The 26,957-nt window shown below is 57.2% G+C and carries 21 protein-coding genes and 4 tRNA genes; 6 read left to right on the forward strand and 19 right to left on the reverse strand.

Annotated elements, in window-relative coordinates; genetic code table 11:
- Positions 1 to 11: 11 nt before the first annotated feature.
- Both gap and pyk read left to right on the forward strand, forming a co-directional pair.
- Entirely contained in the window at positions 12 to 1,016 is a 1,005-nt protein-coding gene (gap, locus tag KZO34_RS02815) for a type I glyceraldehyde-3-phosphate dehydrogenase (protein WP_219473197.1), read from the forward strand.
- 68 nt (positions 1,017 to 1,084) lie between these two features.
- The gene (gene pyk, locus KZO34_RS02820; protein WP_219473198.1) at positions 1,085 to 2,533 is read left to right on the forward strand and encodes a pyruvate kinase; all 1,449 of its coding nucleotides are present in this window, start codon (positions 1,085 to 1,087) and stop codon (positions 2,531 to 2,533) included.
- Positions 2,534 to 2,537: 4 nt separating this feature from the next.
- Here the strand turns inward: pyk and KZO34_RS02825 are convergent, their stop codons facing one another.
- Genes KZO34_RS02825 through zwf form a run of 3 tightly spaced genes read right to left on the reverse strand, consistent with a single transcriptional unit; the run spans position 2,538 to position 5,399 of the window.
- The gene (locus KZO34_RS02825) at positions 2,538 to 3,185 is read right to left on the reverse strand and encodes a bifunctional 4-hydroxy-2-oxoglutarate aldolase/2-dehydro-3-deoxy-phosphogluconate aldolase (protein WP_219473199.1); all 648 of its coding nucleotides are present in this window, start codon (positions 3,183 to 3,185) and stop codon (positions 2,538 to 2,540) included.
- Between the two features lie 32 nt (positions 3,186 to 3,217).
- Positions 3,218 to 3,937 carry a 6-phosphogluconolactonase gene (gene pgl, locus KZO34_RS02830; protein WP_219473200.1) on the reverse strand — a complete coding sequence of 240 codons (720 nt, stop codon included), beginning with the start codon at positions 3,935 to 3,937 and terminating at the stop codon, positions 3,218 to 3,220.
- Positions 3,924 to 5,399, reverse strand: coding sequence for a glucose-6-phosphate dehydrogenase (gene zwf / locus KZO34_RS02835; RefSeq protein ID WP_219473201.1), 1,476 nt, complete (start codon positions 5,397 to 5,399; stop codon positions 3,924 to 3,926). Before zwf ends, pgl begins: the two co-directional genes overlap by 14 nt.
- A gap of 210 nt (positions 5,400 to 5,609) precedes the next feature.
- On the opposite strand from zwf, the gene KZO34_RS02840 reads away from it, so the two are divergent.
- Complete coding sequence (locus tag KZO34_RS02840) at positions 5,610 to 6,482, forward strand: MurR/RpiR family transcriptional regulator (RefSeq protein ID WP_219473202.1); 873 nt, start codon at positions 5,610 to 5,612, stop codon at positions 6,480 to 6,482.
- Positions 6,483 to 6,570: 88 nt separating this feature from the next.
- Here the strand turns inward: KZO34_RS02840 and KZO34_RS02845 are convergent, their stop codons facing one another.
- From KZO34_RS02845 to KZO34_RS02890, 10 genes are all read right to left on the reverse strand, one after another.
- Positions 6,571 to 8,424: a SurA N-terminal domain-containing protein gene (locus tag KZO34_RS02845; RefSeq protein WP_219473204.1), complete on the reverse strand. Its 1,854-nt coding sequence runs from the start codon at positions 8,422 to 8,424 to the stop codon at positions 6,571 to 6,573.
- 153 nt (positions 8,425 to 8,577) lie between these two features.
- The gene (locus KZO34_RS02850; protein ID WP_041344017.1) at positions 8,578 to 8,850 is read right to left on the reverse strand and encodes an HU family DNA-binding protein; all 273 of its coding nucleotides are present in this window, start codon (positions 8,848 to 8,850) and stop codon (positions 8,578 to 8,580) included.
- A gap of 238 nt (positions 8,851 to 9,088) precedes the next feature.
- On the reverse strand, positions 9,089 to 11,506 hold the full coding sequence (lon, locus tag KZO34_RS02855; protein ID WP_219473206.1) for an endopeptidase La: 2,418 nt from the start codon (positions 11,504 to 11,506) through the stop codon (positions 9,089 to 9,091).
- Positions 11,507 to 11,673: 167 nt separating this feature from the next.
- Positions 11,674 to 12,957, reverse strand: coding sequence for an ATP-dependent Clp protease ATP-binding subunit ClpX (clpX, locus tag KZO34_RS02860; RefSeq protein ID WP_219473209.1), 1,284 nt, complete (start codon positions 12,955 to 12,957; stop codon positions 11,674 to 11,676).
- Between the two features lie 76 nt (positions 12,958 to 13,033).
- Positions 13,034 to 13,669 (reverse strand): ATP-dependent Clp endopeptidase proteolytic subunit ClpP, encoded by a 636-nt coding sequence (gene clpP, locus KZO34_RS02865; protein WP_219473211.1) that lies wholly within the window; start codon positions 13,667 to 13,669, stop codon positions 13,034 to 13,036.
- A 175-nt stretch (positions 13,670 to 13,844) separates the two neighbouring features.
- Positions 13,845 to 15,149, reverse strand: a complete 1,305-nt coding sequence (tig, locus tag KZO34_RS02870) for a trigger factor (protein ID WP_219473212.1) — start codon at positions 15,147 to 15,149, stop codon at positions 13,845 to 13,847.
- A gap of 222 nt (positions 15,150 to 15,371) precedes the next feature.
- A tRNA-Leu gene (locus KZO34_RS02875) sits at positions 15,372 to 15,456 on the reverse strand.
- A gap of 76 nt (positions 15,457 to 15,532) precedes the next feature.
- Positions 15,533 to 15,608 (reverse strand) — tRNA-His (locus tag KZO34_RS02880).
- An 86-nt stretch (positions 15,609 to 15,694) separates the two neighbouring features.
- Positions 15,695 to 15,771 (reverse strand) — tRNA-Arg (locus tag KZO34_RS02885).
- 33 nt (positions 15,772 to 15,804) lie between these two features.
- Positions 15,805 to 15,881 (reverse strand) — tRNA-Pro (locus KZO34_RS02890).
- Between the two features lie 231 nt (positions 15,882 to 16,112).
- Between KZO34_RS02890 and folD the strand changes: the two genes are divergently transcribed.
- Positions 16,113 to 16,970 (forward strand): bifunctional methylenetetrahydrofolate dehydrogenase/methenyltetrahydrofolate cyclohydrolase FolD, encoded by an 858-nt coding sequence (folD, locus tag KZO34_RS02895; protein ID WP_219473213.1) that lies wholly within the window; start codon positions 16,113 to 16,115, stop codon positions 16,968 to 16,970.
- Positions 16,971 to 17,060: 90 nt separating this feature from the next.
- Here folD and KZO34_RS02900 read toward each other — a convergent pair whose 3' ends face one another.
- From KZO34_RS02900 to KZO34_RS02910, 3 genes are all read right to left on the reverse strand, one after another.
- Positions 17,061 to 19,241, reverse strand: coding sequence for a malate synthase G (locus tag KZO34_RS02900; RefSeq protein ID WP_219473214.1), 2,181 nt, complete (start codon positions 19,239 to 19,241; stop codon positions 17,061 to 17,063).
- Between the two features lie 147 nt (positions 19,242 to 19,388).
- A complete protein-coding gene (cysS, locus tag KZO34_RS02905; RefSeq protein ID WP_219473215.1) occupies positions 19,389 to 20,777 on the reverse strand; it encodes a cysteine--tRNA ligase in 1,389 nt (462 codons plus the stop codon).
- Positions 20,774 to 22,453: a glutamine--tRNA ligase/YqeY domain fusion protein gene (locus KZO34_RS02910; protein ID WP_219473216.1), complete on the reverse strand. Its 1,680-nt coding sequence runs from the start codon at positions 22,451 to 22,453 to the stop codon at positions 20,774 to 20,776. The genes cysS and KZO34_RS02910 overlap by 4 nt, the downstream gene beginning before the upstream one ends.
- A 137-nt stretch (positions 22,454 to 22,590) precedes the next feature.
- On the opposite strand from KZO34_RS02910, the gene KZO34_RS02915 reads away from it, so the two are divergent.
- Together KZO34_RS02915 and KZO34_RS02920 are read left to right on the forward strand one after the other, a co-directional pair.
- Positions 22,591 to 23,100: a peptidylprolyl isomerase gene (locus tag KZO34_RS02915; RefSeq protein ID WP_219473217.1), complete on the forward strand. Its 510-nt coding sequence runs from the start codon at positions 22,591 to 22,593 to the stop codon at positions 23,098 to 23,100.
- Positions 23,097 to 23,822, forward strand: a complete 726-nt coding sequence (locus KZO34_RS02920; protein ID WP_219473220.1) for a UDP-2,3-diacylglucosamine diphosphatase — start codon at positions 23,097 to 23,099, stop codon at positions 23,820 to 23,822. The genes KZO34_RS02915 and KZO34_RS02920 overlap by 4 nt, the downstream gene beginning before the upstream one ends.
- Positions 23,823 to 23,870: 48 nt before the next feature.
- Here the strand turns inward: KZO34_RS02920 and KZO34_RS02925 are convergent, their stop codons facing one another.
- The 3 genes from KZO34_RS02925 to KZO34_RS02935 are packed head-to-tail and all read right to left on the reverse strand — an operon-like array spanning position 23,871 to position 26,952.
- A complete protein-coding gene (locus KZO34_RS02925) occupies positions 23,871 to 24,668 on the reverse strand; it encodes an amino acid ABC transporter ATP-binding protein (RefSeq protein WP_308318761.1) in 798 nt (265 codons plus the stop codon).
- Between the two features lie 11 nt (positions 24,669 to 24,679).
- Entirely contained in the window at positions 24,680 to 25,765 is a 1,086-nt protein-coding gene (locus KZO34_RS02930; protein WP_219473223.1) for an amino acid ABC transporter permease, read from the reverse strand.
- Positions 25,765 to 26,952 carry an amino acid ABC transporter permease gene (locus KZO34_RS02935; RefSeq protein WP_219473225.1) on the reverse strand — a complete coding sequence of 396 codons (1,188 nt, stop codon included), beginning with the start codon at positions 26,950 to 26,952 and terminating at the stop codon, positions 25,765 to 25,767. The genes KZO34_RS02930 and KZO34_RS02935 overlap by 1 nt, the downstream gene beginning before the upstream one ends.
- Positions 26,953 to 26,957 lie beyond the last annotated feature (5 nt).

The raw sequence follows: 26,957 nt of genomic DNA on the forward strand, positions 1-26,957 counted from the left end.
GGAGTCGGACGATGACTATCCGCATCGCAATCAACGGCTTTGGAAGGATCGGTCGCAATGCTCTCCGGGCACTTTATGAAAACGAGTACCGGAAGCAGCTTCAGGTAGTGGCGATCAATGACCTTGGTGATGCCGAAACCAATGCACATCTGCTCAAGTATGATAGCGTCCACGGTCGTTTTGAAGGCGTGGTAGGCCACGATGCGGAATCACTGACGGTGAATGGTGACCGCATCGCCATTTCCGCCGCTCGCAATCCCGAAGAATTGCCCTGGCGGGATTTCCATGTCGACGTCGTGCTCGAGTGTACCGGCCTCTTCACCCGACGCGATGCCGCAGCCGCGCACCTCAGAGCCGGAGCCCGCAAAGCCATCATCTCTGCCCCCTCCCCTGACGCCGACGCTACCGTGGTTTACGGCGTCAATCATCAGATCCTGTCCCGAGAGCATGACGTAATCTCGAATGCCTCCTGCACCACCAACTGCCTGGCGCCCGTCGTTGAAGCTCTGCACAAGACCGTGGGCATCGAAAGCGGCCTTATGACCACCATTCATTCCTACACGAATGACCAGAAACTCAGCGACGTCTTCCACTCGGACCTGTACCGTGCCCGCTCGGCTACGCAGTCGATGATTCCAACCAAAACCGGGGCCGCCGCTGCCATTGGCAAGGTGATACCGGAACTCGATGGCAAACTCGATGGCCTGGCTGTCCGGGTCCCCACCATCAATGTCTCATTGGTGGACTTCGGCTTCATCGCCGGCCGGGACACCACCGTTGAGGAAATCAACGAGGCGGTCAGGGCGGCGGCCGAGACCAGCCCCATTCTCGGCTATAACATGGAGAAACTGGTCAGCGTAGACTTCAACCACAATGCCCTATCCAGTGTTTTCGACGGCAACCACACCCGCGTATTGGGCCGTCACGTAAAAGTCATGGCCTGGTACGACAATGAGTGGGGATTTTCGAACCGAATGCTGGATAACGCCATAGCCCTGATCCAGGCTAACCAGTAATTCTGACCGGCACGGGCTATTACACTATTATTAACAAGACACTCCCGACTAACCAAAGGACACCACACATGCTAAGGCGCACCAAGATTGTCGCCACTCTCGGTCCCGCGACCGACTCCCCCGAATCCCTCGCCGCCATCATCGGTGCCGGTGTCGACGTCACCCGACTGAACTTCTCCCATGGCAGCGCCGAAGAACACATTGGCCGGGCGCGCCAGGTCCGTGAGGCTGCCGCCGCCCAGGGTCGCTTTGTAGCGCTGCTGGCAGATCTTCAGGGACCGAAACTCCGCATCGCACGATTTACCGACAACAAGGTCACCCTTGCTGCCGGCCAGACCTTCGTTCTGGATGCCTCAATGGACAAGGAAGCTGGCACTGCGGAACGGGTCGGAATCGATTACGAGCAACTGATCGAAGATGTCGAGCCAGGCGACATTCTGGTCCTGGATGACGGCCGCATCGAAATGGAAGTGACCTCTGTCGACGCCCAGAGCATCACCTCCACGGTCCTCATCGGCGGACCGCTCTCGAATAACAAGGGGCTCAACAAACGCGGAGGCGGCCTGTCGGCAGACGCCCTGACAGAGAAGGATAAGCAGGACATCGTCACTGCAGCCCGCCTGGGCGCGGACTATGTGGCGGTATCCTTCGTACGAACCGCAGAGGACATGTATACGGCCCGCCGACTCCTGAAGGATGCCGGGTCAGACGCAGGCCTCGTGGCCAAAATTGAGCGGGCCGAGCTGGCGCACGATGAAGCCGCCCTTGACGCCGTGATTGAGGCCTCCGACGCTGTGATGGTTGCCCGTGGTGACTTGGCGGTGGAAATCGGCGACGCGGAGCTGGTAGGCGTTCAGAAGCACATCATCAACCGGGCACGGGTCCTGAACCGGGCGGTGATTACCGCCACCCAGATGATGGAATCCATGATCACCAGTCCCATGCCAACCCGGGCCGAAGTCTCAGACGTAGCCAACGCCGTGATGGACTACACCGACGCGGTGATGCTGTCGGCGGAAACCGCCGTTGGCGATTACCCGAAAGAGGCCGTGGAAGCGATGGTTCGGATCTGCCTGGGGGCGGAAAAGCATCCATCGATGCATCAGTCCAAGCACCGGATTCACGAAAGCATGGAACGCGTGGACGAGGCTATTGCCCTGTCGGCCATGTACGCGGCCAACCACCTTGAAGGGGTCTCCGCCATCATCTGCATGACCGAAACCGGCGCCACCCCCAGACTGATGTCCCGCATCAAGTCCAGCCTGCCGATTTTTGCGTTCTCCCGGCACCACTCGACCCAACACCGCGTGGTTTTGTTCCGTGGCGTTCAGACCATCCCGTTTGATTCCGCCAAAATCCCCAATGAACGCACCAATGCCCTGGCGGTATCGGAGCTGGTGAACCGTGGCGTCGTCAATGAGAATGATCTGGTGGTCATCACCAAGGGCGACTATGTGAATGCCCAGGGCGGCACCAACACCATGAAAATTGTTCGGGTCGGCTCGGACATTCGCTAAAGCGTCACAGAACGGCCAGACTCCCGCGCGCGATCTCGGTAATCCGAGCCCAATCCCGGGCGGCAACCACGTCGCCCGGGGTCAACCAGGAGCCCCCAACAGCCTGAACATTCTTCAGCGCCAGGTAACTGCCGGCCGTGTTACGGCGAATACCACCGGTTGGGCAAAAGGTGACGTCGCCGAAGGGGCCGCTGAAGGCCTTCAATGCCGGAACACCGCCAGCGACTTCCGCCGGGAAGAATTTGAACTCCCGGTAGCCGAGGGCGTAGCCCATCATCAGCTCTGAAACGGTCGCGATACCAGGCAGTAATGGCGCTTCGGAGGTCAAGCCAAACTCGAGAATGGCTTCGGTTACACCGGGTGTAATGACGAACTGGGCACCGGCCGCCTCCACCTGACGGTACTGGGCTATGCTGGTGACGGTACCGGCGCCCACCCAGGCATCGGGAATGGCCGCACGAACCGCTTTGATGGCATCCACGCCATGCTCCGTCCGCAGGGTAATCTCAAGCACATTAATACCGCCATCGACCAGCGCCTGGCACAACGGCACGGCATCCTCAAGATTCTTGATCGCAATCACCGGTACCAGAGGCGACGCTTCCAGCACTGAGCGGACGCGCTTGCGATGGAAATCAGAAAGCTGGGTCATAATCTTCTCCAGAGAAACATTCAGCGCCGGATTCAGGGACTCCAGAACACATTCAGGCCGGGCTTGAGAAAGCCGCGAATCGGCATCGACATGACATCGTCCGGCACCGCCATCGCGCGCCGGAGCGTCTCGAGTTTGTCGCCTCCTTTGAGGTGAAGCGCAGTAAAACGGGCATCCCTCAGCGGCGGCCAGGTCAGGGTGACGCGCTGTTGAGACTGGGATGGCGGTGTGCTCGCAGCAACCAGCTCCCGGCAATCAGGGCTCATGGCCTCAGCAAGCTCCGGGGCATCCGGAAACAGAGACGCCGTATGGCCATCATTCCCCATCCCCAGGATCAGCACATCAAGGGGCAACGCCAGGCCAGCCAGCTCCGCCTTGACCGCCTCCAGGCCCTCCTGTGGCGTAGCTCCCGGCTGCTTCAGGGAGAGAAAATTGGCGTCCGCCGCATGCCCCTGAAGCAGGTTTTCCCGCACCAGCCGGGTATTGCTTGCCGGATCGTCCTCCGGCACCCACCGCTCATCGGCAAGCAGGAGATCAACCCGATGCCAGTCGAGGTTTTCCCTCGACAGCGCTCGAAAAAACGGCAGCGGCGTTGACCCACCCGAGACCACCAGACTGGCCCTTGACGCCAGCGCGAGCCGCTCTCTGAGAAATCCTGCTACGGCTTCCGCCAGGTTCAGTGCCACCTGCTCCGAATCCTCACCTAAATGCACCTGCACGCCCTCGGGCCAGTCAATCTCAGGCGTCCTCATACCAGCTCCTCCCGTCGCGAGTGATCATGGCAATCGACGCCACCGGCCCCCAGGTTCCTGCGGCGTAGCGCTTCGGCGGTTCGCCGCTGTCACGCCAGTTGCGGATCACCTGATCCACCCATCGCCAGGCGTGCTCAACTTCGTCACGGCGGACAAACAGGTACTGATTACCTTTCATGATCTCCCACAACAAACGCTCGTAGGCATCCGGAATGCGATCGGTATCAAAGGTCTCGGAAAAGGTCAGCTCCAGCGGCCCTTGCCGGAGGCGCATTCCCTTGTCCAGGCCCTGATCCTTGGTCAGGATTTTCAGTGACATGCCTTCGTCCGGCTGCAAACGAATGATCAGCTTGTTGTTGGCCAGGTGCTTCTGATCCGGATCGAAGATGTAATGGGGAGCCGGCTTGAAGTGAATGATGATCTGGGACAGCTTCTCGGGCAGGCGCTTGCCGGTCCTGATGTAGAACGGCACACCCGACCAACGCCAGTTCTCGATTTCTGCTTTCAGGGCCACAAAGGTTTCGGTATCACTGCCCTTGTTGGCGCCCTCCTCCTCCAGGTAGCCCGGGACCGGCTTGCCGTTGCTGGTGCCGGCAGTGTATTGGCCGCGCACAACGCGACTCTCCATCATGTCCGGGGTGACCCGCCGCAAGGCCTTCAGCACCTTCACTTTTTCGTCCCGGATGCTGTCAGCGGACAGATCGGATGGTGGATCCATTGCAATCAGGCACAGCAGCTGGAGCAGGTGATTCTGGATCATGTCCCGGATCTGGCCAGCCTTGTCGAAATACCCCCAGCGCCCCTCAATGCCCACGCTCTCGGCAACGGTAATCTCGACATGGGAGATGTGGTTTTGGTCCCACTGCGAGGCAAAGAGGTTGTTTGCAAAGCGCAGGGCTATCAGATTCTGGACCGTTTCCTTGCCCAGGTAATGATCAATCCGGAACAACTGGTTTTCGTTGTAAACCTCTCCCAGCTCGTCATTGATCACCCTGGAAGATTCGAGATCGTGACCGATGGGCTTCTCCACCACAACGCGAGTCTTCTCGGTACAACAGCTTGCCGCCCGGAGATTGCGGGCAATCACCCCGTACATCGCAGGAGGCGTTGCCATGTAGACAATCAGCTCATTATTGGCATCGTCGCGCCACTCATTGAGCACCTCGAACCCATCCGGGTCATTAAAATCCAGCCGCTGAAAATCCACGCGCTCAAGGAATTTCTCGACCACGGGCGCCTCGAACTCATCAGCCCTCACATGTTGCCCAAGCTTCTCGCCCAGTTGCTTCCGCACCGCCGCTGTATCAGTCTCGGTCCGCGCTATGGCAAGGATGCGACTGCCTTCAGCCAGCAGATTGGCGCGTTCAAGTTGGTACAAGGCTGGAAAAAGCTTGCGTTGGGCCAGGTCGCCCAGGGCGCCAAAAAGCATCAGGTCACACCGGGTATCGACTTTGTTGACCATTGATTCCTTCTCTCTGGTGGGTGAGGCAATCCCGAGAACCGCCCGGACAGCCAATAATGTAGTAATCTTACCAAAATAATGACACCGGAAATCGGTTAATCCAAGCAAAAAAACCACTTAATGATACTTTTACTACCCTATAATACCGAAAAACACGGTATAATCTGCGCGTTTCAAAAAACGATCGCCAAGATTCAGGGAGTACCTTAAATGGCTGCGAACCAGGCGCACCGCGACGACAATCTGCTTGAAGACATCCAGGCCCGACTGGACAGCCTCAACAAATCGGAGCGAAAAGTGGCCGAAGCCATTCTTCGGGACCCCAGCGCGGCCACTCGTTACAGCATAGCTGCCCTTGCCCGTGCCGCAGAAGTCAGCGAACCCACGGTAAACCGTTTTTGCCGGGGCTTCTCTGCCACCGGTTTTCCGGATTTCAAGATAAGACTGGCGCAAAGCATTGCTACCGGTACACCCTATGTCGGCCAGAATGTCGAACCGGACGACACCGTGGCCGAATTTTCAGACAAGATCATGCTGAGCACCATTGCCAGCCTGGACAAGGCCCGCCAGGCACTTGACCCGAAGGCACTGGCCATGGCCATCGACTACCTGATCCAGGCCAAGCAGATCAATTTCTTCGGGATGGGCGGGTCCGCCGCAGTAGCCCTGGACGCCCAGCACAAGTTTTTCCGTTTCAATATTCCAGTGATGTCCTACGACGATGCGCTGATGCAGCGGATGGTTGCCGCCGGGGCTAATGTGGGTGACGTCATTGTTCTGATTTCGTACACCGGCCGCACGCGGGAGACGGTCGATATCGCCAAGCTTGCCCGAGCAAACGGCGCCACGGTTATCGGCATCACCAACCCTCAATCTCCGCTTGCTGAAATCTGCACGACGGTCCTGGGTGTAACGGCACCCGAGGACACGGAAGTCTATATGCCCATGTCCTCCCGAATCATTCACCTGACCGTGATCGACATCCTGGCAACCGGAGTGACGCTCAAACGGGGCGCCGACTTTCTCGGGCACCTCAAGAAAATCAAGGAAAGCCTCAAACCCACACGCTTTCCGTCAGAGTAAACCCTGAGCCTGACCACAAAAAAACCCGGGAAATCCCGGGTTTTTTGTCATCAGGGCCACAACTACCAGCCCCACTCCCTGCTACATCTCATGGCCGCTCTACTTCGGCTCGATTCCGAAGGAACTGCTGATACGCGGAGTACTCCCGCTGCCCTTCGAGAGACGCCAGGAACTGGCTCAGCTGGTTAAACTCGGCGCCGCCCTCTTGGACCTCGCCTTCGTTTACGCCATCCAGCGCCACAATCGCGGCACGGTCTGAACTAACCGACTGGCCGTAGCTGGCATCACCTTCCGCCGGGCGCGCCAGGGAAAAGACCGTTCGCATTATGCCCGGACTCACTTCCTGCCCATTACGGGACTGCGCCTCGTAGCCGACCCATTCTCCGGCTCCCAGTTCTTCGAGGGACTGGCCTGCCTCAAGCCCGGCTATGATTTCTTCAGCCCTCTCACTCAGAGCGTTCCGGGTCTCCCTTGCAGTCAGCGTAGCCCGAATATCCTCGGCCACTTGCTCCAGAGGTAATTGCTGCGCTTCACGGTATTCCCGGACACGAGCTACCACGGAGACATTATCACCGACATCGATCAGCTCGGTGTTGTAACCTTCCTCAAGCACATCGGCCGAGAACAGCTGGCGAACCAGACCCTCGTGATCGAACGGCGCCATGCCACCGTTACGGCTCACCCCGGTCGCCTCCCGAACTTCCAGGCCAAGCTCTTCGGCCGGCCCCGCCAGATCGTCGGCAGCGTAAGCGGAATCCGCCAACTGGGTGCGAATCTCGGCAAAGCGCTCTTCAGCGCGGTCACGAGCCAGTTCGTTGCGAAGCTGATCGGCAATCTCCTCAAGCGCAGGAACCTCGGAGCGACGCACATCGTCGAGCTTGATCAGATGCACACCAAAGCTGGTTTCCACCGCGGCTGAGACTTCCCCCTCTTCAAGGGCAAAGAGTGCCTCCTCGAACGCCTCATCGTAAACACCTCGACCGGCATAACCCAGATCACCGCCTTCCTCGGCGGATACGGTATCGATCGAGTATTCCCTGGCCAGGTCAGCAAAGCTCTCTCCGGCAGCGAGACGTTCCCGGATCGTCGCCATGGTGTCATCGGCGCCTTCACCATCCTCGATCAGGATATGCGATGCCCGACGCTCCTCGCGGGCCAGGTCGTCGGCACGTTCTTCATAATAGGCCCGCAGCTCGTCGTCACTGATGTCGATGGTGTCTGCCAACGAACCCAACGACAATGTAATGTAGGCCGCATCAACCTGATCCGGTTGTTGAAACGCGCTGCTGTTCTCGTCGTAGAACGCCTGAACCTCTTCTTCGGTAACCTCTACCTGCTCAGCTACGGCGCTGTCGGGAACCGTCAACATCCGGAAATCCCGGGTCTGATTCTGGATACGCAGAATCTGGGCCACGTTCTCATCCGCCGCTACGCCACTCTGCACAACACCGGCCCGAATCTGGTTGACCACGTACTGCTTGCGCATCGCCTCACGGAACTCGGCCACGCCCATCCCCATGTTGCGCACCGTCGACACAAACCGGTCTCGATTAAATTGGCCATCAACCTGGAACTGGGGCATCTGGGTAATCAGCGCGTCAATGTCAGCATCGGTCAGCGCCAGCCCCTGGTTGCCAGCGTCCTGAATCAGGACTTCCTGCTGAATCAGGGATTCCAGCACGTCCGTGCGAATCTGGTCTTCGTTCAGTAGCGAAGGGTCCGGGGTTTCCATGCGCGACAGTCGACGCTGGCTTTCCATCTGGACCAGACGAAGAAACTCCCGCTCTGTAATGTCTTCACCATTGACTGTCGCCACTTCCGGCTCACCGGAGAACCCGCCAATAATGGCGTCCATTCCCCAGATGGATAGGGACACGATCAGAAGACCGATGATGATCTTGGCAATGGTGCCCTGGGCATTTTCCCGAATATCTTGAAGCATGTTTCTCCCGAATCCTGTTCAAGGTCGTGCAGTTTTTATCATTAGGCGATGAGCGTTGGGGCGCCGAACGTAAAAAGGCGCACCCTGTCCGGAATGCGCCTTAAATTCTTCTTGGGCAACCCTCTGCGACAGGGGTTGCCAGAGAAAGAACCGTTACTTAACGGCGTCTTTCAGGGCCTTGCCTGCTTTGAACCCAGGCACTTTAGAGGCCGGAATCTTGATCTCGGCACCAGTCTGCGGGTTACGACCGGTGCGAGCAGCACGCTCTTTAACAGAGAAAGTGCCAAAACCGATCAGGGTAACCTGATCGCCTTTTTTCAGGGCACCGGTGATGGAGTTGGTCATAGCATCCAGAGCACGGCCAGCGGCGGCTTTGGAAATATCTGAGGACTCTGCAATTGCATCGATTAGTTCGGACTTGTTCACACTAAACCCCTTCGATTTCAGGTTGAAGATGTTATAGGTTGGTTTGTTTTTTCTCGGACGTTCTCGACTATCGCATAAGCGGTCGGAGAATTCCATTCTTCAGTTTTCTTATCCCTTGCGGTTTTTAACCGGTGTTCGGAATAGGCACTTACTGCGCGGGAGCCCTTGGTATTGGCTGCTTCACGGCGAAACAGTTATACCAACGGGCTCTCTGGCATGTCAACAACTCATCATGGCTTTAGTGCGTATTTATGCGTTCTGCACTGTCACTTTCATCATCACGAGGCTTGCCTGAACCCGCCTCGGAAGACTCATTTTCGGCACGGGGTTCGGGCGGATAGGCCAACGCAATATCCAGAACTTCGTCGATCCATTTCACCGGACGGATTTCCAGGGACTCCTTGATGTTGTCCGGTATCTCTTTGAGATCTCTGACATTTTCATCTGGAATCATCACAGTCTTGATGCCACCGCGATGCGCCGCCAGCAGTTTCTCCTTGAGCCCGCCGATGGCCAGAACCCGACCGCGCAAGGTGATCTCACCCGTCATCGCCACATCGGCCCGGACCGGAATTTTGGTCAGAGCAGAGACCAGAGCCGTACACATACCGATACCGGCGCTGGGGCCATCTTTTGGCGTTGCACCCTCGGGAACGTGGATGTGCAGATCGTGCTTCTCGTGGAAATCATCGGCAATACCCAAGCCCGGCGCGCGACTGCGGACCACCGTCAGGGCGGTCTGGATTGACTCCTGCATTACATCCCCCAGGGAGCCGGTCTTCACGACCCGCCCCTTACCCGGGGTCAAGGCACATTCGATCGTCAGAAGTTCGCCGCCAACCTGGGTCCAGGCCAATCCGGTCACCTGTCCGATCTGATTCTTTTCTTCCGCCAGACCGTACTTGAACTTCTTCACCCCGGAGTAATCCTCCAGCACGTCCGGCTGCAGGGTCACAGAGGCCTTGTCATTGCTCTCGACATGCTCGCGCACAACTTTACGGCAGATCTTGGCGATCTCACGCTCCAGGCCGCGTACGCCCGCTTCTCGGGTGTAGTAACGAATCAGGTCCCTCAAGGTTTCCTCAGGGATCACCAGCTCGTCCTTGCGCAGGCCATTCGCCTTGATTTGTTTCGGCAATAGGTAACGCAACGCAATGTTTACCTTCTCATCCTCGGTGTAACCAGGGATGCGGATAATCTCCATCCGGTCCAGCAGCGCCGGCGGAATATCCATGGAATTGGAAGTACACACGAACATGACATCAGAGAGATCGTAATCCACCTCCAGATAATGATCGTTGAAAGTGTGGTTCTGCTCCGGGTCGAGCACCTCCAATAGTGCCGAGGCAGGATCGCCACGATGATCCATGCCCATCTTGTCGATCTCGTCGAACAGGAACAGCGGGTTTCTTACCCCGACCTTGGACAGCTTCTGCAACAGCTTGCCTGGAAGCGCGCCAATGTAGGTTTTCCGGTGACCCCGGATCTCGGCTTCGTCGCGTACCCCACCGAGCGCCATCCGCGTGTATTTGCGATTGGTTGCTCTGGCGATCGACTGCCCGAGCGAGGTCTTACCGACACCCGGAGGGCCAACCAGGCACAGCACGGGGCCTTTCACTTTCTTCACGCGGCTCTGGACCGCCAGGTATTCGAGAATCCGTTTCTTGACCTCGTCCAGCCCGTAGTGGTCCCGATCGAGGATTTCTCGGGCCTTTTCGATGTCGTGACGGACCCGGCTGCGCTTCTTCCAGGGCACCGCCAACATCCAGTCGATGTACCCACGTACCACGGTGGCTTCAGCCGACATCGGTGACATCATCTTGAGCTTGTTCAGCTCGGTCTCAGTCTTCTTGCGAGCCTCTTCAGGCAGCCCGGCTTCCTCAAGCTTCTGCTCGAGCTCCTCAAAATCGTTGTTACCCTCGCCCAGATTGCCCATCTCTTTCTGGATGGCCTTCATCTGCTCGTTCAGGTAGTACTCTCGCTGGCTGCGCTCCATCTGTTTTTTGACGCGGCCGCGAATGCGCTTCTCGACTTCGATCAAATCGATCTCGCCGTCGAGCTTGCCCAGAAGCAGATCGACCCGCTTGCGCACGTCCAGCGCCTCCAGCAGCTCCTGCTTCTCCGGAATCCGCATTTCCAGATGCGCGGCCATGGTATCGGCCAGGCGCTCCAGCTCCTCAATGCCGGTCAACGCGTTGGACACCTCGGACGGCACCTTTTTCGAGAGCTTCACGTACTTCTCGAACTCATCCATCAGGGTCTTGATCAGAACGTCCTGTTCACGCTCGGGCAGTCCCTCCTCGTCCATCAACACGGCACCACCGGAGAGATACTCACCCTCCGAAATGTCGCTGATGGTCGCGCGGGCATTGCCTTCAACCAGCACCTTCACAGTGCCATCCGGGAGCCGCAGCATCTGCAGCACAGTCGCCAGGGTGCCCATATCAAACACATCACCGGGGCCCGGCTCATCGGTGGAGGCATCCCGCTGGGCCACCAGGAGGATTTCCTTACTTCCTTCCATTGCGGCTTCGAGCGCCTGAATGGATTTATCACGGCCCACAAACAGCGGGACCACCATGTGCGGGAACACCACCACATCACGCAACGGCAGCAACGGGTATTCTTGCACAGTATTTTCGGGTATCCGGGTCATAGGGAATCCTCTGACGGTGTTTCTTTGAGCATACCACCCTTCATTGGGGCGCCCGTATAAATTGCAATCTTTTTACCAAACGAAACAGAGAGGGAAAACGGGGTAACAGAACGCGAAAAGGGGCGTTTCCGCCCCTCTCCTGTGTACCTTGATGTCAGACCAACCGGTCAGTCTTCCGGTACCGCCTTGGCATGATCACTGCTCGCGTAAATCTTGAAGGGCTCGGAGTCCCCGTCAATCACGCTTTCATCGATCACAACCTTGGTTACATCATGCTCGGACGGGATCTGATACATGGTATCCAACAGCGTGGCTTCCATGATCGAGCGCAGTCCGCGGGCACCGGTATTCCGTTCCATGGCCTTTCGCGCCACGGCCCGCAACGCATCCTCCCGGAAATCCAGCTCGACACCTTCCATATCAAACAGCTTCTGATACTGCTTGGTCAGGGCGTTCTTCGGCTCGGTCAGAATCTGTACCAAGGCAGCTTCATCCAGCTCGGTCAGAGTAGCGACCACCGGGAGACGGCCCACAAACTCGGGAATCAGGCCGAACTTGACCAAATCCTCGGTTTCCACATCCTTAATGATGTCGCCAGTACTCTTCTTTTCGTCTTCACTGACTACTGAAGCCGAGAAACCAATGGAACTCCGCTCGGAGCGTTCCTGGATCACCTTGTCCAGGCCGGCAAATGCACCGCCACAAATGAACAGGATGTTGCCGGTATCCACCTGCAAAAACTCCTGCTGCGGGTGCTTGCGTCCGCCTTGGGGCGGAACCGACGCCACGGTACCTTCGATCAGTTTCAACAGCGCCTGCTGCACACCCTCACCCGACACATCCCGGGTGATTGACGGGTTATCTGACTTGCGGGAGATCTTGTCGATCTCGTCAATGTAGACGATACCGCGCTGAGCCTTGTCGACATCATAATCACACTTCTGAAGCAGCTTCTGGATGATATTCTCGACATCCTCACCCACATAGCCGGCTTCGGTCAGGGTCGTCGCGTCCGCGATGGTGAACGGCACGTTCAGCATCCGCGCCAGAGTTTCAGCCAACAGCGTCTTACCGCTACCGGTCGGACCGATCAGAAGAATGTTGCTCTTGCCGAGCTCAACCTCTGCCTTGCCTTCACCGTAGCGCAAGCGCTTGTAGTGGTTGTAAACCGCTACCGAGAGCACAACCTTGGCGCGGTCCTGACCAATAACATACTCATTCAGAGTGTCGCGGATTTCTGCGGGTGTCGGGAGCCGGTCGCTGGCCTCTTCCTGGGCATTCTCCTGAATTTCTTCACGGATAATGTCATTGCACAGGTCAACGCACTCGTCGCAGATGAACACCGAGGGCCCTGCAATGAGCTTTCGGACTTCATGCTGGCTCTTTCCGCAAAACGAGCAGTAAAGCAACTTGCCGTTATCGTCGCCCCTGCCGTTTCTTTCATCTGCCATTGAATTACCTCTGATCTTGGTTTGCCGGCGTTACTGGCTCATACGCCGGCCAAGTATGATGCGATTACTTGCAGTATTATTTATTCGGTACGCGCTTATCAAGTATAGAATCGATGAGCCCGTAGTCTTTCGCCTGCTCCGGATCCATAAAGTTATCACGATCCGTGTCTTTGGCGATGGTATCCAGCTCCTGACCAGTATGGTGGGCCAGGATCGAGTTCAGGGTATGACGGATCTTGAGAATTTCACGGGTATGGATCTCGATGTCGGTCGCCTGACCCTGATAGCCACCCAGCGGCTGATGGATCATGACCCGGGAATTCGGCAGGCAGGCGCGCTTGCCCTCAGCACCACCGGCCAGCAGGAAAGCACCCATACTCGCGGCCTGGCCCACGCAGAGCGTGGCAACATCCGGCTTGATGAACTGCATGGTATCGTAGATGGACATACCGGCAGTAACGGACCCACCGGGGCTGTTAATGTACAGGTGGATGTCCTTGTCCGGGTTCTCGGATTCCAGGAACAGCAGCTGGGCAACGATCAGGTTCGCCATGTGGTCTTCAACCGGGCCAACCATGAAAATCACCCGCTCCTTGAGCAGACGAGAGTAGATGTCGAACGAACGTTCGCCCCGAGCCGTCTGCTCGATAACAATCGGCACCAGGCCGGAATTGGTAACCATTGCGGGACCATCAATTGGTTTCTGCGTCATTTGCGCCTGAACTCCTTATGGACAATGGGTCGTGGACTCGCGCCACGGCGTTCATTATAGGTGTTACTCCACCTCTTACTTTGCCAGCAGCAGGCCCAGATGAAAACAGCCGGACAAGCCGGCTGTTTTCTGAATTCGGCCAGCAGGGCCGGAATCAGTTCCGGCCCCGGCAGGATCAGCGCTGGGGCTGACCAGCCTGAACGGCTTCTTCGTACTTGACCTTCTTCTCTTTGACCTTGGCCTTATCCAGAACAAAATCGACAACCGCATCTTCAAGCACTGAAGATTCGATCTGGGACTTCTGCTCAGGATTGCTGTTGAAGTGGGCAACCACTTCTTCAGGCTGTTCATACGTAGATGCGATCTCCTGGATCTTTTCATCTACCTTGGCAGGGTCCGCTTTCAGGTCGTTCTGCTTGACCACTTCCTGGAAAAGCAGACCGGTTTTGACGCGACGCTCAGCCTGCTCCTGGAAGATTTCCTTCGGAAGCTGCTGGAAATCCACCTGGCCGCCGAAGCGCTGAACCGCGTCCTGACGCAGGCGATCAATTTCCTGATCAACCAGAGCAGCCGGCACATCCAGCTCGGTGCTTTCAAGCAGGCCGTCAACCACGTCGTTCTTAACCTTATTGGAGACCGCCTGCTTCAGCTCGCGCTCCATGTTCTTCTTCACTTCCTCACGGAAAGTGGCTTCATCTTCCGCCTCAATACCGAACTTCTTGAAAAATTCGGTATCCAGCTCCGGCAACTGGGGCTCTTCCACCTTGTGGATCTTGATCTCAAACTTCGCAGGCTTACCCGCGAGTTCTTCGTTATGGTAATCCTCCGGGAAGGTCACTTCGATTTCCATGTCCTCACCGGCCTTGCCGCCCTGGACAGCCTTTTCGAAGCCGGGAATCATCTGACCGGAACCGAGGGTCAAACGGTGGCCTTCAGCGGCACCGCCCTCAAATTCCTCGCCGTCAATAAAGCCTTTGAAGTCGATGGTCAGCACGTCCTTGTTCTTGGACTTGCGCTTCACTTCCTTCATGGTGGCCTGCTGGCGACGCAGGTTATCGATCATGTTGTCGATATCCTTGTCTGCGATTTCAGAGGTCAGCTTCTCGACAGAAACCTTGCTCAGATCACCCAACTCGATCTCTGGCAGCACCTCGAAAATGGCAACAAACTCCAGATCCTTGCCTTCTTCCATGGTCTTTGGCTCAAACTTCGGCCAGCCTGCAGGGTTGATGTCCTGCTCCTGAAGCGCCTTGATGTACTGGTCGCGCATCACCTCGCCGACCACTTCCTGGCGGACGCTGTCACCGAAACGACGCTTTACCACCTTCATGGGCACCTTGCCCGGGCGGAAACCGTTCAGGCGCACGGTGCGCGCTGTTTCCTGCAGGCGCTTCTGGACCGCCTGGTCAATTTCCTGGGCGGGCACACCAATCGTCATGCGACGTTCGATGTTGGAGGTCGTTTCAACAGACACTTGCATGGAAGATCCTCAAATTACAGGTTCGGTATGTGAATGAAATTAAAACCAAAAGTCCTATTCAGGGCGAACTCCCGCGAAAGGACCAAAATTTAAAGGCCGACAGTTTATCACGGTTTGACCCACCGAGAGAATCACCTGCCACAGGCAGTTTCCGGGAAGGGGACGGCACCGGCCCAACATACTTTGGAATAAACTTGGGGACAAAACACAAAAAAGAAAGGGTGGTGCGAGAGGAGAGACTCGAACTCTCACGGGTTGCCCCACTGGAACCTAAATCCAGCGCGTCTACCAGTTCCGCCACTCTCGCACATCATCTGCAAACCCCGAGGAACGCTGTTGCCAGCATGGAGTTCTGCAGAAGCGGAAAAACAAATCAGGAAAAATGGGGTGGACGAAGGGGTTCGAACCCTCGACCGCAGGAGTCACAATCCTGAGCTCTACCAACTGAGCTACGTCCACCACAATCAGGACATACCTTTCGGTATCTTCGACCTATCAACTTTGCTGGTTGGCGACCCCGGTTTCGGACCAAGCCGACGACTTAATGGCGCGCCCGGCAGGACTCGAACCTGCGACCACCCGCTTAGAAGGCGGGTGCTCTATCCAGCTGAGCTACGGGCGCTTAACCGTTCGCCCACCTGAATACTCAGAAAAGTGGTCGGGGTAGAGAGATTCGAACTCCCGACATCCTGCTCCCAAAGCAGGCGCGCTACCAGACTGCGCTATACCCCGTCTGAACTGAACAACAAGTGCCTCAGCAAAGTTGGCGCGCATATTACCGGCGCCGGACCACGCCGTCAACACGGAATTCCAAATTCACCGAAAGATCAGGATTCTCTGTGACTCGCCATCCCCTGAAAAGTTCCCGTGAGCGCGCCCTACTCCCCGCCAATTGGAGTTCCGACGGAAGCATGAGACAATGCCCAGCCTCCACTTTCCAACGCCCAACCGACAAGACGAGACATGAGCGCCAAACTGATTAACGGAAAAGAAATTGCCGCCGGTGTAAGACAGCAGGTTGCAGCCGGTGTAGAAGCCCGCCAACAACAGGGATTACGCGCTCCCGGGCTGGCCGTGGTTCTGGTCGGAGACGACCCGGCCTCCCACGTGTATGTTGGCAATAAACGAAAGGCCTGCGACGAAGCGGGCATCCTCTCGCTCTCCTACGACCTGCCGGCCGACACCTCCCAGGAGGCCCTGGAAGCCCTCATTGATGAGCTGAACGAAAACCCGACGGTAGACGGCATCCTCGTCCAGTTGCCGCTACCAGAGCATCTCGACGCAGACCCGATTCTGGTCAAGATTCGTCCCGACAAAGACGTGGACGGCTTCCACCCATACAACATCGGGCGCCTGATGCAGCGCAAGCCGACCCTGAGGCCCTGCACACCAGCGGGCATCATTACCCTTCTTGACAGCATTAACACGCCGTACAAGGGCCAGCACGCGGTGATCGTGGGCGCCTCCAACATTGTCGGCAGACCCATGAGCATGGAACTGCTACTCAAAGGTGCGACCATCACCGTGTGCCACCGGTTTACCCCAAACCTTGAGAAGTTCGTCCGGGAAGCGGACATCCTGATTGCTGCCGTGGGCAAGCCCAACCTGATCAACGGTGACTGGGTGAAACCTGGCTCAACAGTTATTGACGTGGGCATCAACCGGATGGAGGACGGCAAACTTCGTGGCGACGTGGATTTTCAGACCGCTGCTGAGCGTGCCGCCTACATCACCCCGGTTCCCGGTGGCGTGGGCCCAATGACAATCGCCACCCTTCTGGAAAACACGCTGTACGCGGCCAACGTCCTGCATAAGGACTGACACTTCGGGCCGGAGCCCCCGGCCTCTAACGTTTCTCCAGGCACAAAAAACCCCGCTCAAGGCGGGGTTTTTTGTGTCACTCTTCTTCGCTTACGCGCCGTACTTGGCCTTGGCCTTCAGACGGTATGCGTGCAGGAGTGGCTCAGTATAACCGTTCGGCTGCTCCCGACCCTTGAGGATCAGATCCATGGCCGCCTGGAAAGCAACGCTGTCGTCGAAGTCAGGCGCCATGTTGCGATAGGACGCATCGCCGGCGTTCTGCTTATCTACCACGGCCGCCATACGCTTCATGGTCTCCTCAATCTGCGCCTCGGTGCAAACACCATGGTAAAGCCAGTTGGTCAGCAGCTGAGAGGAGATGCGCAGCGTGGCGCGATCTTCCATCAGGCCCACGTTGTTGATATCGGGAACCTTGGAGCAACCAACGCCCTGCTCAACCCAGCGTACAACGTAGCCCAGAATGCCTTGCGCGTTGTTGTCGAGTTCCTGCTGAATCTCGTCCGCGGACAGCGCACTCGGATCGGTCATCACCGGCACAGTCAGAATGTCGTCGAGACTGGCCCGCGCGCGACTTTCCAGTTCCTTCTGGACGTCAGCAACACTCACCTGGTGGTAATGGGTTGCGTGCAGGGTTGCTGCGGTCGGCGATGGAACCCAGGCGGTGTTGGCGCCGGATTTTGGATGGCCGATCTTGGCTTCAAGCATGCCTGCCATCAGGTCCGGCATGGCCCACATACCTTTACCGATCTGGGCAACGCCACGGAACCCGGTTTCCAGGCCAATGTCCACATTCCACTGCTCGTAGGCATTGATCCAGGCCGCCTGCTTCATCTCGCCCTTGCGGATGAACGGTCCCAGCTCCATGGAGGTGTGCATTTCATCACCGGTGCGATCCAGGAAGCCGGTGTTGATGAACACTGCACGCTCTTTCGCCGCGTGGATGCAGGCCTTCAGGTTGACGGTGGTACGACGCTCTTCGTCCATGATACCGACCTTGAGGGTATACTGGGGCAGGCCCAGTGCGTCCTCGACACGGCCGAAGAATTCGTTGGTGAACGCCACTTCTTCCGGACCATGCATCTTCGGCTTCACGATGTACATGGAACCTTTGGTACTGTTCTGGAACTGACCCTGACCTTTCAGGTCATGGATGGCAATCAGCGACGTGATCAGCCCATCCATCAGCCCTTCAGGTACTTCCTGGCCATCGTTCAGCAGGATAGCCGGATTGGTCATGAGGTGACCGACATTACGGATGAACATCAGACTGCGACCTTTCAGGCTCAGCTCGCCGCCATCCGGAGCCGTGTAGGTCCGATCAGCGTTCATCTTGCGGGTCAGTTGCTTGCCGCCTTTCTCGAAGGTTTCCTGCAAATCACCTTTCATCAGGCCGAGCCAGTTGCGATAGGCCAGCGCCTTGTCGTCGGCATCAACGGCTGCTACGGAATCTTCGCAGTCCATGATGGTGGTCAGGGCCGACTCCATGAGCACGTCCTTGACGTTGGCGCCGTCGTCTTTGCCGATCGGATGGCTGGCATCAATCTGGATCTCGAAGTGCATGCCGTTCTTGACCAGCAGCACACCGGTCGGTGCATCAGCGGCTCCGGTGTAACCGACAAAACCGGATTCGTCTTTCAGGCCGGTGGCCTCGCCGTTCTGCAGTTTGACGACGAGCTTGCCATTTTCAACACTGTACTTGGCGGCGTCTTTGTGGCTGCCAGCAGCGAGCGGTGCAGAGCTGTCAAGCAGGTTGCGGGCCCACTCGATAACCTTGGCTCCGCGCACCGGGTTGTAGCCGGGACCTTTATCCGCACCACCCTCTTCGGAAATGGCGTCGGTACCGTAAAGCGCATCGTACAGACTGCCCCAGCGGGCATTAGCGGCATTCAATGCAAAACGGGCGTTCATGATCGGCACAACCAGCTGCGGACCCGCCATGGTGGCAACTTCCGGATCAACATTGGAGGTGGAGATTTTGAAATCCGACGGCTCGTCGACCAGGTAGCCGATGTCCTTCAGAAAGGACTTATACCCGGCCATGTCCAGCTGCTGACCCTTGTGGTCACGGTTCCAGCTGTCCATCTTCTCCTGGATCTCATCACGCTTGACCAACAGTTCGCGATTGCGCGGGGCCAGCTCGTTTACGATCTTGTCAAATTCTGCCCAGAATTTGTCGGCGTCGACGCCGGTTCCCGGGATCGCCTCGTTGTTTACGAAATCATAGAGATTCTTCGCGACCTGAATGCCGCCGACTTGTACGCGTTCTGTCATCGTTGTCTGCCTCAGTGGGTTACGTTTCCCGACTCCCCCTTCACAACGAGGGGGCATTCTAATTTGAGCGCCGCATTGTACGGGAAAATGCCTACAAGGTCATTCCCCTGAGGTCAATGCGGCTATCGTCAGAGGACCTCTGTCTTGTTATCCCCGTCGCCAGGTGGTTCCCTCACGGGAATCGTCCAGGACAATGCCCTTGCCCGCCAGCTCATCGCGGATGCGGTCAGCTTCGGCAAAATCCTTCGCTTTCCGGGCATCAGCACGGGCCTGGATCATGGCTTCGATGTCACTGGCGTCCAGCTCGCTGCCGGTATCGGCCTGGAAGAACGCCTCCGGATCCTGTTGCAGGAGCCCGAGTATGGCACCCAGACGGACCAACACGGCCGCACTTTCTTTCGCTTGTTGATCACTACCCTCGCGGCGGTGATGGTTAATACCGTTCGCTACCGCGTGAAGCACCGCAATGGCGCCCGCCGTATTGAAATCGTCATCCATCACTTCCATGAAGCGCCGGTCGTGTTCGGTCTCCGCCACGTCACTGTCTTTGGCCGGCACAACACCCCGGAGGGCATGGTACAGCTTGGTCAAGGTTCGACCTGCCTCGGCCAGATTCTCCTCGGAATAGTCGACCTGGCTGCGGTAATGGCTCGATACCAGGAAGTACCGCACCACTTCCGCCGGATAGCTCTCAAGGATTTCCCGGATCGTGAAAAAATTGCCCAGGGACTTGGACATCTTCTCTTTATTCACCCGAATCGCGCCGGCATGCATCCAGGCCCTGGCAAAATCATGGCCGGTTGCACACTCGGACTGGGCTATCTCATTTTCATGGTGCGGAAACAGTAGGTCCGGGCCACCTCCGTGAATATCGAAGGTGTCTCCCAGACAGCTGGTGGACATGGCGGAGCACTCGATGTGCCAGCCGGGGCGACCGTCACCCCAGGGCGATGGCCAGCTAACCTCACCTGCGCCGGCCGCTTTCCATAGCGCGAAGTCGGCAGGACTGCGCTTGGCTTCCTGCACATCGATCCGCGCTCCGGCCACAAGATCTTCCAGCTTCTTCTTGCTGAGCTTGCCGTACCCCTCAAAGGAGTCGACCGCAAAGTACACGTCGCCATTATCCGCGGCGTAGGCATGACCACTGGCAACCAGCTTGTGGATCATTGCCACGATTTCGTCAATATAGCCAGTGGCCCTGGGCTCCTCGGTGGGTGACAGCACCCCCAGCCGAGCCTCATCCTCGTGCATGGCGTGAATCATACGTTCGGTCAGGTCCGTGAAAACCTCACCATTCTCCTCCGCCCTGCGCAGAATCTTGTCGTCGATATCGGTGATGTTGCGCACGTAGTGGACATCGTAACCGCTGTGCCTGAGATACCGCGTGATGACATCAAAAGCCACCAGGACCCGAGCATGGCCAAGATGGCAGTAGTCATAAACGGTCATACCGCAGACGTAAATGCGCACCTTGCCCGGCTCGATTGGCCGGAACTCTTCTTTCTGCTGCGTAAGCGTGTTGTAGATACGGATCACTTGCCCCCCTTACCCCAGGAATCCCGCAGAGTAACGGTTCGGTTAAAGACCGGCCGACCGGCGCTCGCGGTGAGTTCCTGATCGCAATAGAAGTAACCCTCACGCTCGAACTGATAAGGCAGATCGGTGCGCGGCTCCACCAGCCCCTTTTCGGCCCTGGCTCCTTTAAGAACAACCAGCGATTCCGGATTCATGTGATCCACAAAGTCACCATCCTTGTCGCTGTCCGGGGACTCATGATTGAACAGGCGGTCATACAGGTTGATATCCGCCTCAACACTGTCGGTGGCGGACACCCAATGCACCACGCCATTGGGCTTGTAGCCTTCCGGATTGACACCAAGCGTCTTCGGATCGTATTCGCACTTCAGCTCGACAATTTCACCGCTGTCGTCACGTATGATCTCGCGGCAGGTCATGACATAACCGCCCCTCAGACGAACGGCCTGATCGGGCGCGAGGCGCTTCCATTTGCGGGGCGGCTCCTCCGCAAAATCCTCGCGATCAATGAACAGGGTCTGGCTCCAGGTAACCTCCCGCTCACCCATATCAGGGTTCTGGGGGTGGACCGGCAACACCAGGGTTTCGGTCTTGTCGGACGGATAATTGGTGAGTGTCACCTTCAACGGACGCATCACGCACATCGCTCGCGGCGCCCGGGTGTTGAGATCTTCCCGGATGGCATGCTCAAGCATGCCCACATCTACCGTTCCACCCGCTTTGTTGACACCAACCATGTCGCAGAAGGTTCGAATGGATTCCGGTGTATACCCTCGGCGACGCATGCCGGAGATGGTAGGCATCCGCGGATCATTCCAGCCATCAACGAACTGTTCATCCACCAGGCGCTTCAGTTTGCGCTTGCTGGTTATGGTGTAATTGAGGTTCAGCCGGGCGAATTCGATCTGGCGCGGATGGCAGGGCCCGGAGATGTTCTCCAGAACCCAGTCATAGAGCGGGCGATGATCCTCAAACTCCAGGGTGCACAGCGAGTGTGTGATTTCTTCCAATGCATCCGAAATCGGATGGGTAAAATCGTACATCGGGTAGATGCACCATTTGTCGCCGGTCTGGTGATGATCGGCGTAACGGATACGGTAAAGGATCGGGTCCCTGAGATTGATATTCGGAGATGCCATATCGATTTTCGCCCGCAGCACCAGTTCGCCGTTCTGGTACTTGCCGTCGCGCATATCCCGGAACAGCTGCAGGCTTTCATCCACGGGCCGGTCCCGGTAGGGACTGTTCTTTCCAGGCTCTTTCAGACTGCCACGGTACTCGGCCATTTCATCCGCAGACAGGGCGCAGACGTAGGCCTTGCCCTTTTCAATCAACTCCTCGGCAAAAGCGTACAGCGCGTCGAAGTAGTCGGAAGCGAAGCGGACATCCCCGGCCCATTCATAGCCAAGCCATTCCACATCCTGTTTGATGGCATCGATGTATTCCTGGTTTTCCTTTTCCGGATTGGTGTCATCAAACCGCAGGTTGCATTCGCCACCAAAGGTTTCAGCAATGCCAAAGTTCAGACAGATTGATTTGGCGTGGCCAATGTGCAGATAGCCGTTCGGCTCCGGCGGAAATCGGGTCACCACCTTACCGGTGTGCTCGCCCTTGGCGATGGCGTCTTCGATCAGGCTCTGAATAAAGTTGTGGGCTTTCTTCGATTCGGCGCTCATACGTTCTCTGTTAACAGGAGGTGGATCTGAAACCGACTATTATACTCACAAAACCCGGCCAGACTCATGCATAGCGGGAAACTCTTGCGTACAATATGGCCCTTACCGATTCTAACCCGTCTGAACAGGAAACCCTGATGATTCTGCTGAAAACCAACCACGGTGACATCAAGCTCGAACTGGACTACGACAAGGCACCGGAAACCGCTAAGAACTTTGAACAGTATGTGCGTGATGGCTTTTATGATGGTCTTGTTTTTCACCGCGTGATCAGCAACTTCATGATTCAGGGCGGCGGGTTTGAGCCGGGCATGACTCCGCGCAAAACCCGTGAGCCGATCCAGAACGAGGCCGACAATGGCCTGAGCAACATGCAGGGCACGGTTGCCATGGCACGCACCATGGACCCCCATTCCGCCACCGCCCAGTTTTTCATCAATGTCGAGAACAATGGTTTTCTAGACCACACCGCCAAGAATGCGGAAGGCTGGGGCTACTGCGTCTTCGGCAAGGTGGTGGAAGGCATGGATACGGTAAATCAGATCCGCGCTGTCCGCACTACCATGCGTGCCGGCCACCAGGACGTCCCCGCTGACGATGTCGTCATCGAAAAAGCGGAAGTGCTGGAGGATGGAGGCGCAGCGTGACTACGCTGTTCATCTCCGACCTTCACCTGGAGGAATCCCGGCCGGACATCACTGACGCCTTCCTCGGCTTTCTGACAGACAAGGCGCTGGGCGTGGAGAATCTCTACATCCTTGGCGACTTCTTTGAGGCCTGGATCGGTGACGATGAGAGAACGCCACTGCAGGAGAAGATTGCCGAAGCCTTGCGCGAGGTAAAGGCCAGCGGAACGGATATCTTCCTGATGCACGGCAACCGGGACTTCCTGATTGGCGAGGACTTCTGCAACCGCGCGGGCGCCAGACTTCTGGACGACCCAACCGTGGTGGATCTTTACGGCACCCCCACCCTGCTCATGCACGGTGACAGCCTGTGTACCGCCGACGTGGAGTACCAGAAGTTCCGTGCCAACATGCGCAACCCCCAGTGGCAGCAGATGATCCTGCAACGCCCGCTCGCGGATCGTCAGCAGATGGCCCGCCAGCTTCGGGAAATCAGCATGGCCAAGAACCAGGGCAAGGAAGAAACCATCATGGACGTCACCCCGGAAGAGGTGGTAAAGGAAATGGAGGCTCACGGGGTTCAGCGCCTGATCCACGGCCATACCCACCGTCCGGCTGAGCATGAACTGGAAGCCAATGGCCAGCCCGCCAAACGGATAGTACTGGGTGACTGGGACACGCACGTCTGGTGGCTGGAGGTAAGATCCGGCGAAGAGCCGATGTTGGAGAAACAACCCCTTTAAACAGAAAGGCCGGGCAAATGCCCGGCCTTTCTGTTTCTTGCTCCGACTCTAATGCGCCAGGATCTGTTTGAGGAATTTTTGCGTCCGTGCTTCCTGCGGATTGGTGAAAAACTCGTGGGGAGGCGCCTCCTCCACGATCTCGCCTCCATCCATGAAAATCACCCGGTCCGCCACGGTCTTGGCGAAGCCCATTTCGTGGGTGACGCAGATCATGGTCATGCCACTGCCCGCCAGTTCGATCATAACGTCCAGCACTTCCTTGATCATTTCGGGATCAAGCGCGGATGTCGGCTCGTCGAACAGCATGATCTTCGGCTTCATGCACAACGCCCGAGCAATGGCAACACGCTGCTGCTGACCACCGGAGAGCTGGCCTGGGAACTTGTTAGCCTGATCCGGGATCTTCACCCGTTCCAGGTATTCCATCGCCGTGGCTTCCGCTTCCTTGCGCGGAATTTTGCGTACCCAGATCGGAGACAGGCAGCAGTTTTCCAGCACAGTCAGATGCGGGAACAGATTGAAATGCTGGAACACCATACCCACTTCCCGGCGGACGGTATCGATGTGCCGTATGTCGTCTGTCAATTCCACATCATCAACGATGATGCTGCCCTGCTGGTGCTCTTCCAGGCGATTGATGCACCGGATAAAGGTGGATTTACCGGAACCGGATGGCCCACAGATTACGATGCGCTCGCCCTGCCTGACGGTCAGGTTCAGATCCTTGAGGACATGAAAATCACCGTACCACTTGTGCATGGCTTCAACCCGGATAATGTCCGGCTTCTTACCTTCCGCGCCTTGGGCGGAAGGCTGTGTTTCAGGAGTTTGGGATTGTTCTGTCATTGGATTACCCATCAGGTTTTATGACCGGTGTCGAGTTTGCGTTCGAGATTCTGGCTGTACCGCGAGATACCGAAGCAGAAAACCCAGAAACAGAAGGCCACGAAAACATAGCCCTCGATAGCAACGTTTTGCCAGGCCGGGTCTGTCACGGTTGACTGGACTGTTCCGAGAATGTCGAACAGACCGATGATCAGGACCAGCGTCGTGTCCTTGAACAGGGCAATAAACGTGTTCACGATACCTGGAATGACCAGTTTGAGCGCCTGCGGCAGAACAATCAGCCCCATTTTGCGCCAGTAGCCAAGCCCGAGCGCATCCGCCGCCTCGTATTGGCCCCGCGGAATGGCCTGTAAACCACCACGGATAACTTCCGCCATGTAGGCGGATTGCCAGAGCGTGATACCAATCAGTGCCCGTGCCAGCTTCTCGAAGTTCATGCCGTCAGGCAGGAACAGTGGCAGCATGACCGAGGCCATGAACAGAACCGTAATCAACGGCACCGCCCGCCACACTTCAATGAAGACGACACAGAGCCCTCGAATAATCGGCATTTCGGAACGGCGCCCAAGCGCCAACAGAGTACCTATTGGCAACGACGCGATAATCCCGATGTAAGCCAGGATCAGCGTCAGCATCAGCCCGCCCCACTTGGTGCTCTCCACCTGTTCAAGGCCGAACGTCCCGCCGGGAATGAGGAAAAAACCAACCAATGGCAGTCCGGTCATACCGAAGATGCCAAGCCACTTCCGCCCCGGGAAACGCTCGATGAACTGCGGAACAAAAGACACGGCAAGCAGCAGGAACATGACGTCCACGCGCCACTGAAGATCATCCGGGTAGAACCCATAGATAAAGAAGTTCAGACGCTGGTTAATAAACAGCCAGCAGGCACCCGCTCCGGAACAGTCACTGGGATCAGTGCCCTGGAAGCTGGCATCGAACAGAACCCAGTTCAGCAACGGCCCCACGCTGGTAACAATCAGGTAACCGACCACGACGGTCAGCAGAGCGTTGTACCAGGTGGAGAACAGATGCTGACGCATCCAGTTGACCGGACTGAGCGCTTTTTTCGGTGGTTTCATCGTTGACTCAGTCATCATCGCTCCTTAATCGCCACGGCCCGGTTATAGATGTTCATGAACAGGGAGATCAGCAGACTGATAGTGAGGTAGACCGCCATGGTGATGGCCACGACCTCCACTGCCTGCCCTGTCTGATTCAGGGTCGTGCCCATGAAGACAGCAACCAGATCCGGATAACCGATTGCGGTTGCAAGCGAGGAGTTCTTGACCAGATTCAGATACTGGCTGGTCAGCGGTGGAATGATGACCCGCATGGCCTGGGGAATCACCACCAGCCTCAGGGTCAGACTGTTCGGAAGGCCGAGAGCCTTGGATGCCTCAGTCTGGCCCTTGCTGACCGACAGGATGCCGGAGCGAACAATCTCAGCAATGAAACTGGCTGTGTAGAGGGACAAAGCGATCCACAGCGCCGCCAGCTCGGGAATGATGGTGATACCACCGCCGAAGTTGAAGCCCCTGAGCGCAGGAATATCCCACTCCAGCGGGCGACCCGCGACGAAATAGGAAATAACCGGCAGAAGAATCAGAACAGCGACACCGACCTTGAACGTTGGAAAGATCTGCCCCGTCGCGAGCTGTCGCCTCTTAGCCCAGATCCGGAGCCCCACTACGGCGGCAATCGCCACCAGGATACTGCCCCAAACCAGTCCGAACCCGTCCTGGGTTAGCGGCTCAGGCAGGTATAGACCACGGTTGTTGAGGAACATGGTACCGCCCACATCGACGCTTTGTCGGGGGGATGGCAAGTTGCTCAGGACCGCGAAATACCAGAAGAATATCTGGAGCAGCAATGGAATATTACGAATGACTTCGATGTAGACGAGCGAGATTTTGGCAACCAGCCAGTTGCTCGACAGGCGCGCCACACCCAACACGAACCCTAGAATTGTTGCTGCCACAATACCCATGGCAGAAACGAGGAGGGTGTTGGTGAGACCTACCCAGAAGGTTCGCCCGTAGGACATGGTCGCATCGTATGGCACGAGGTGCATTATGATGCCAAAACCGGCCGACTCCTCAAGGAATCCGAAACCGGTGCTGATACCGCGGCTCTCCATGTTCGAGAGTGTGTTGTCGACCAGGGTCCAGCCACCCCAGAAAACCAGCGCTATGGCGACAACCTGGAAGAAAATCGAACGTACCCGAGGGTCGTACCAGGGTTTTGGTCCCGCGGGTCTTGAATCAATGGTTTGTTTTTTCATGCAGT

This window comes from Marinobacter sp. F4206 (genome assembly GCF_019392195.1).
In the GTDB taxonomy this organism is placed as follows: Bacteria; Pseudomonadota; Gammaproteobacteria; order Pseudomonadales; family Oleiphilaceae; genus Marinobacter.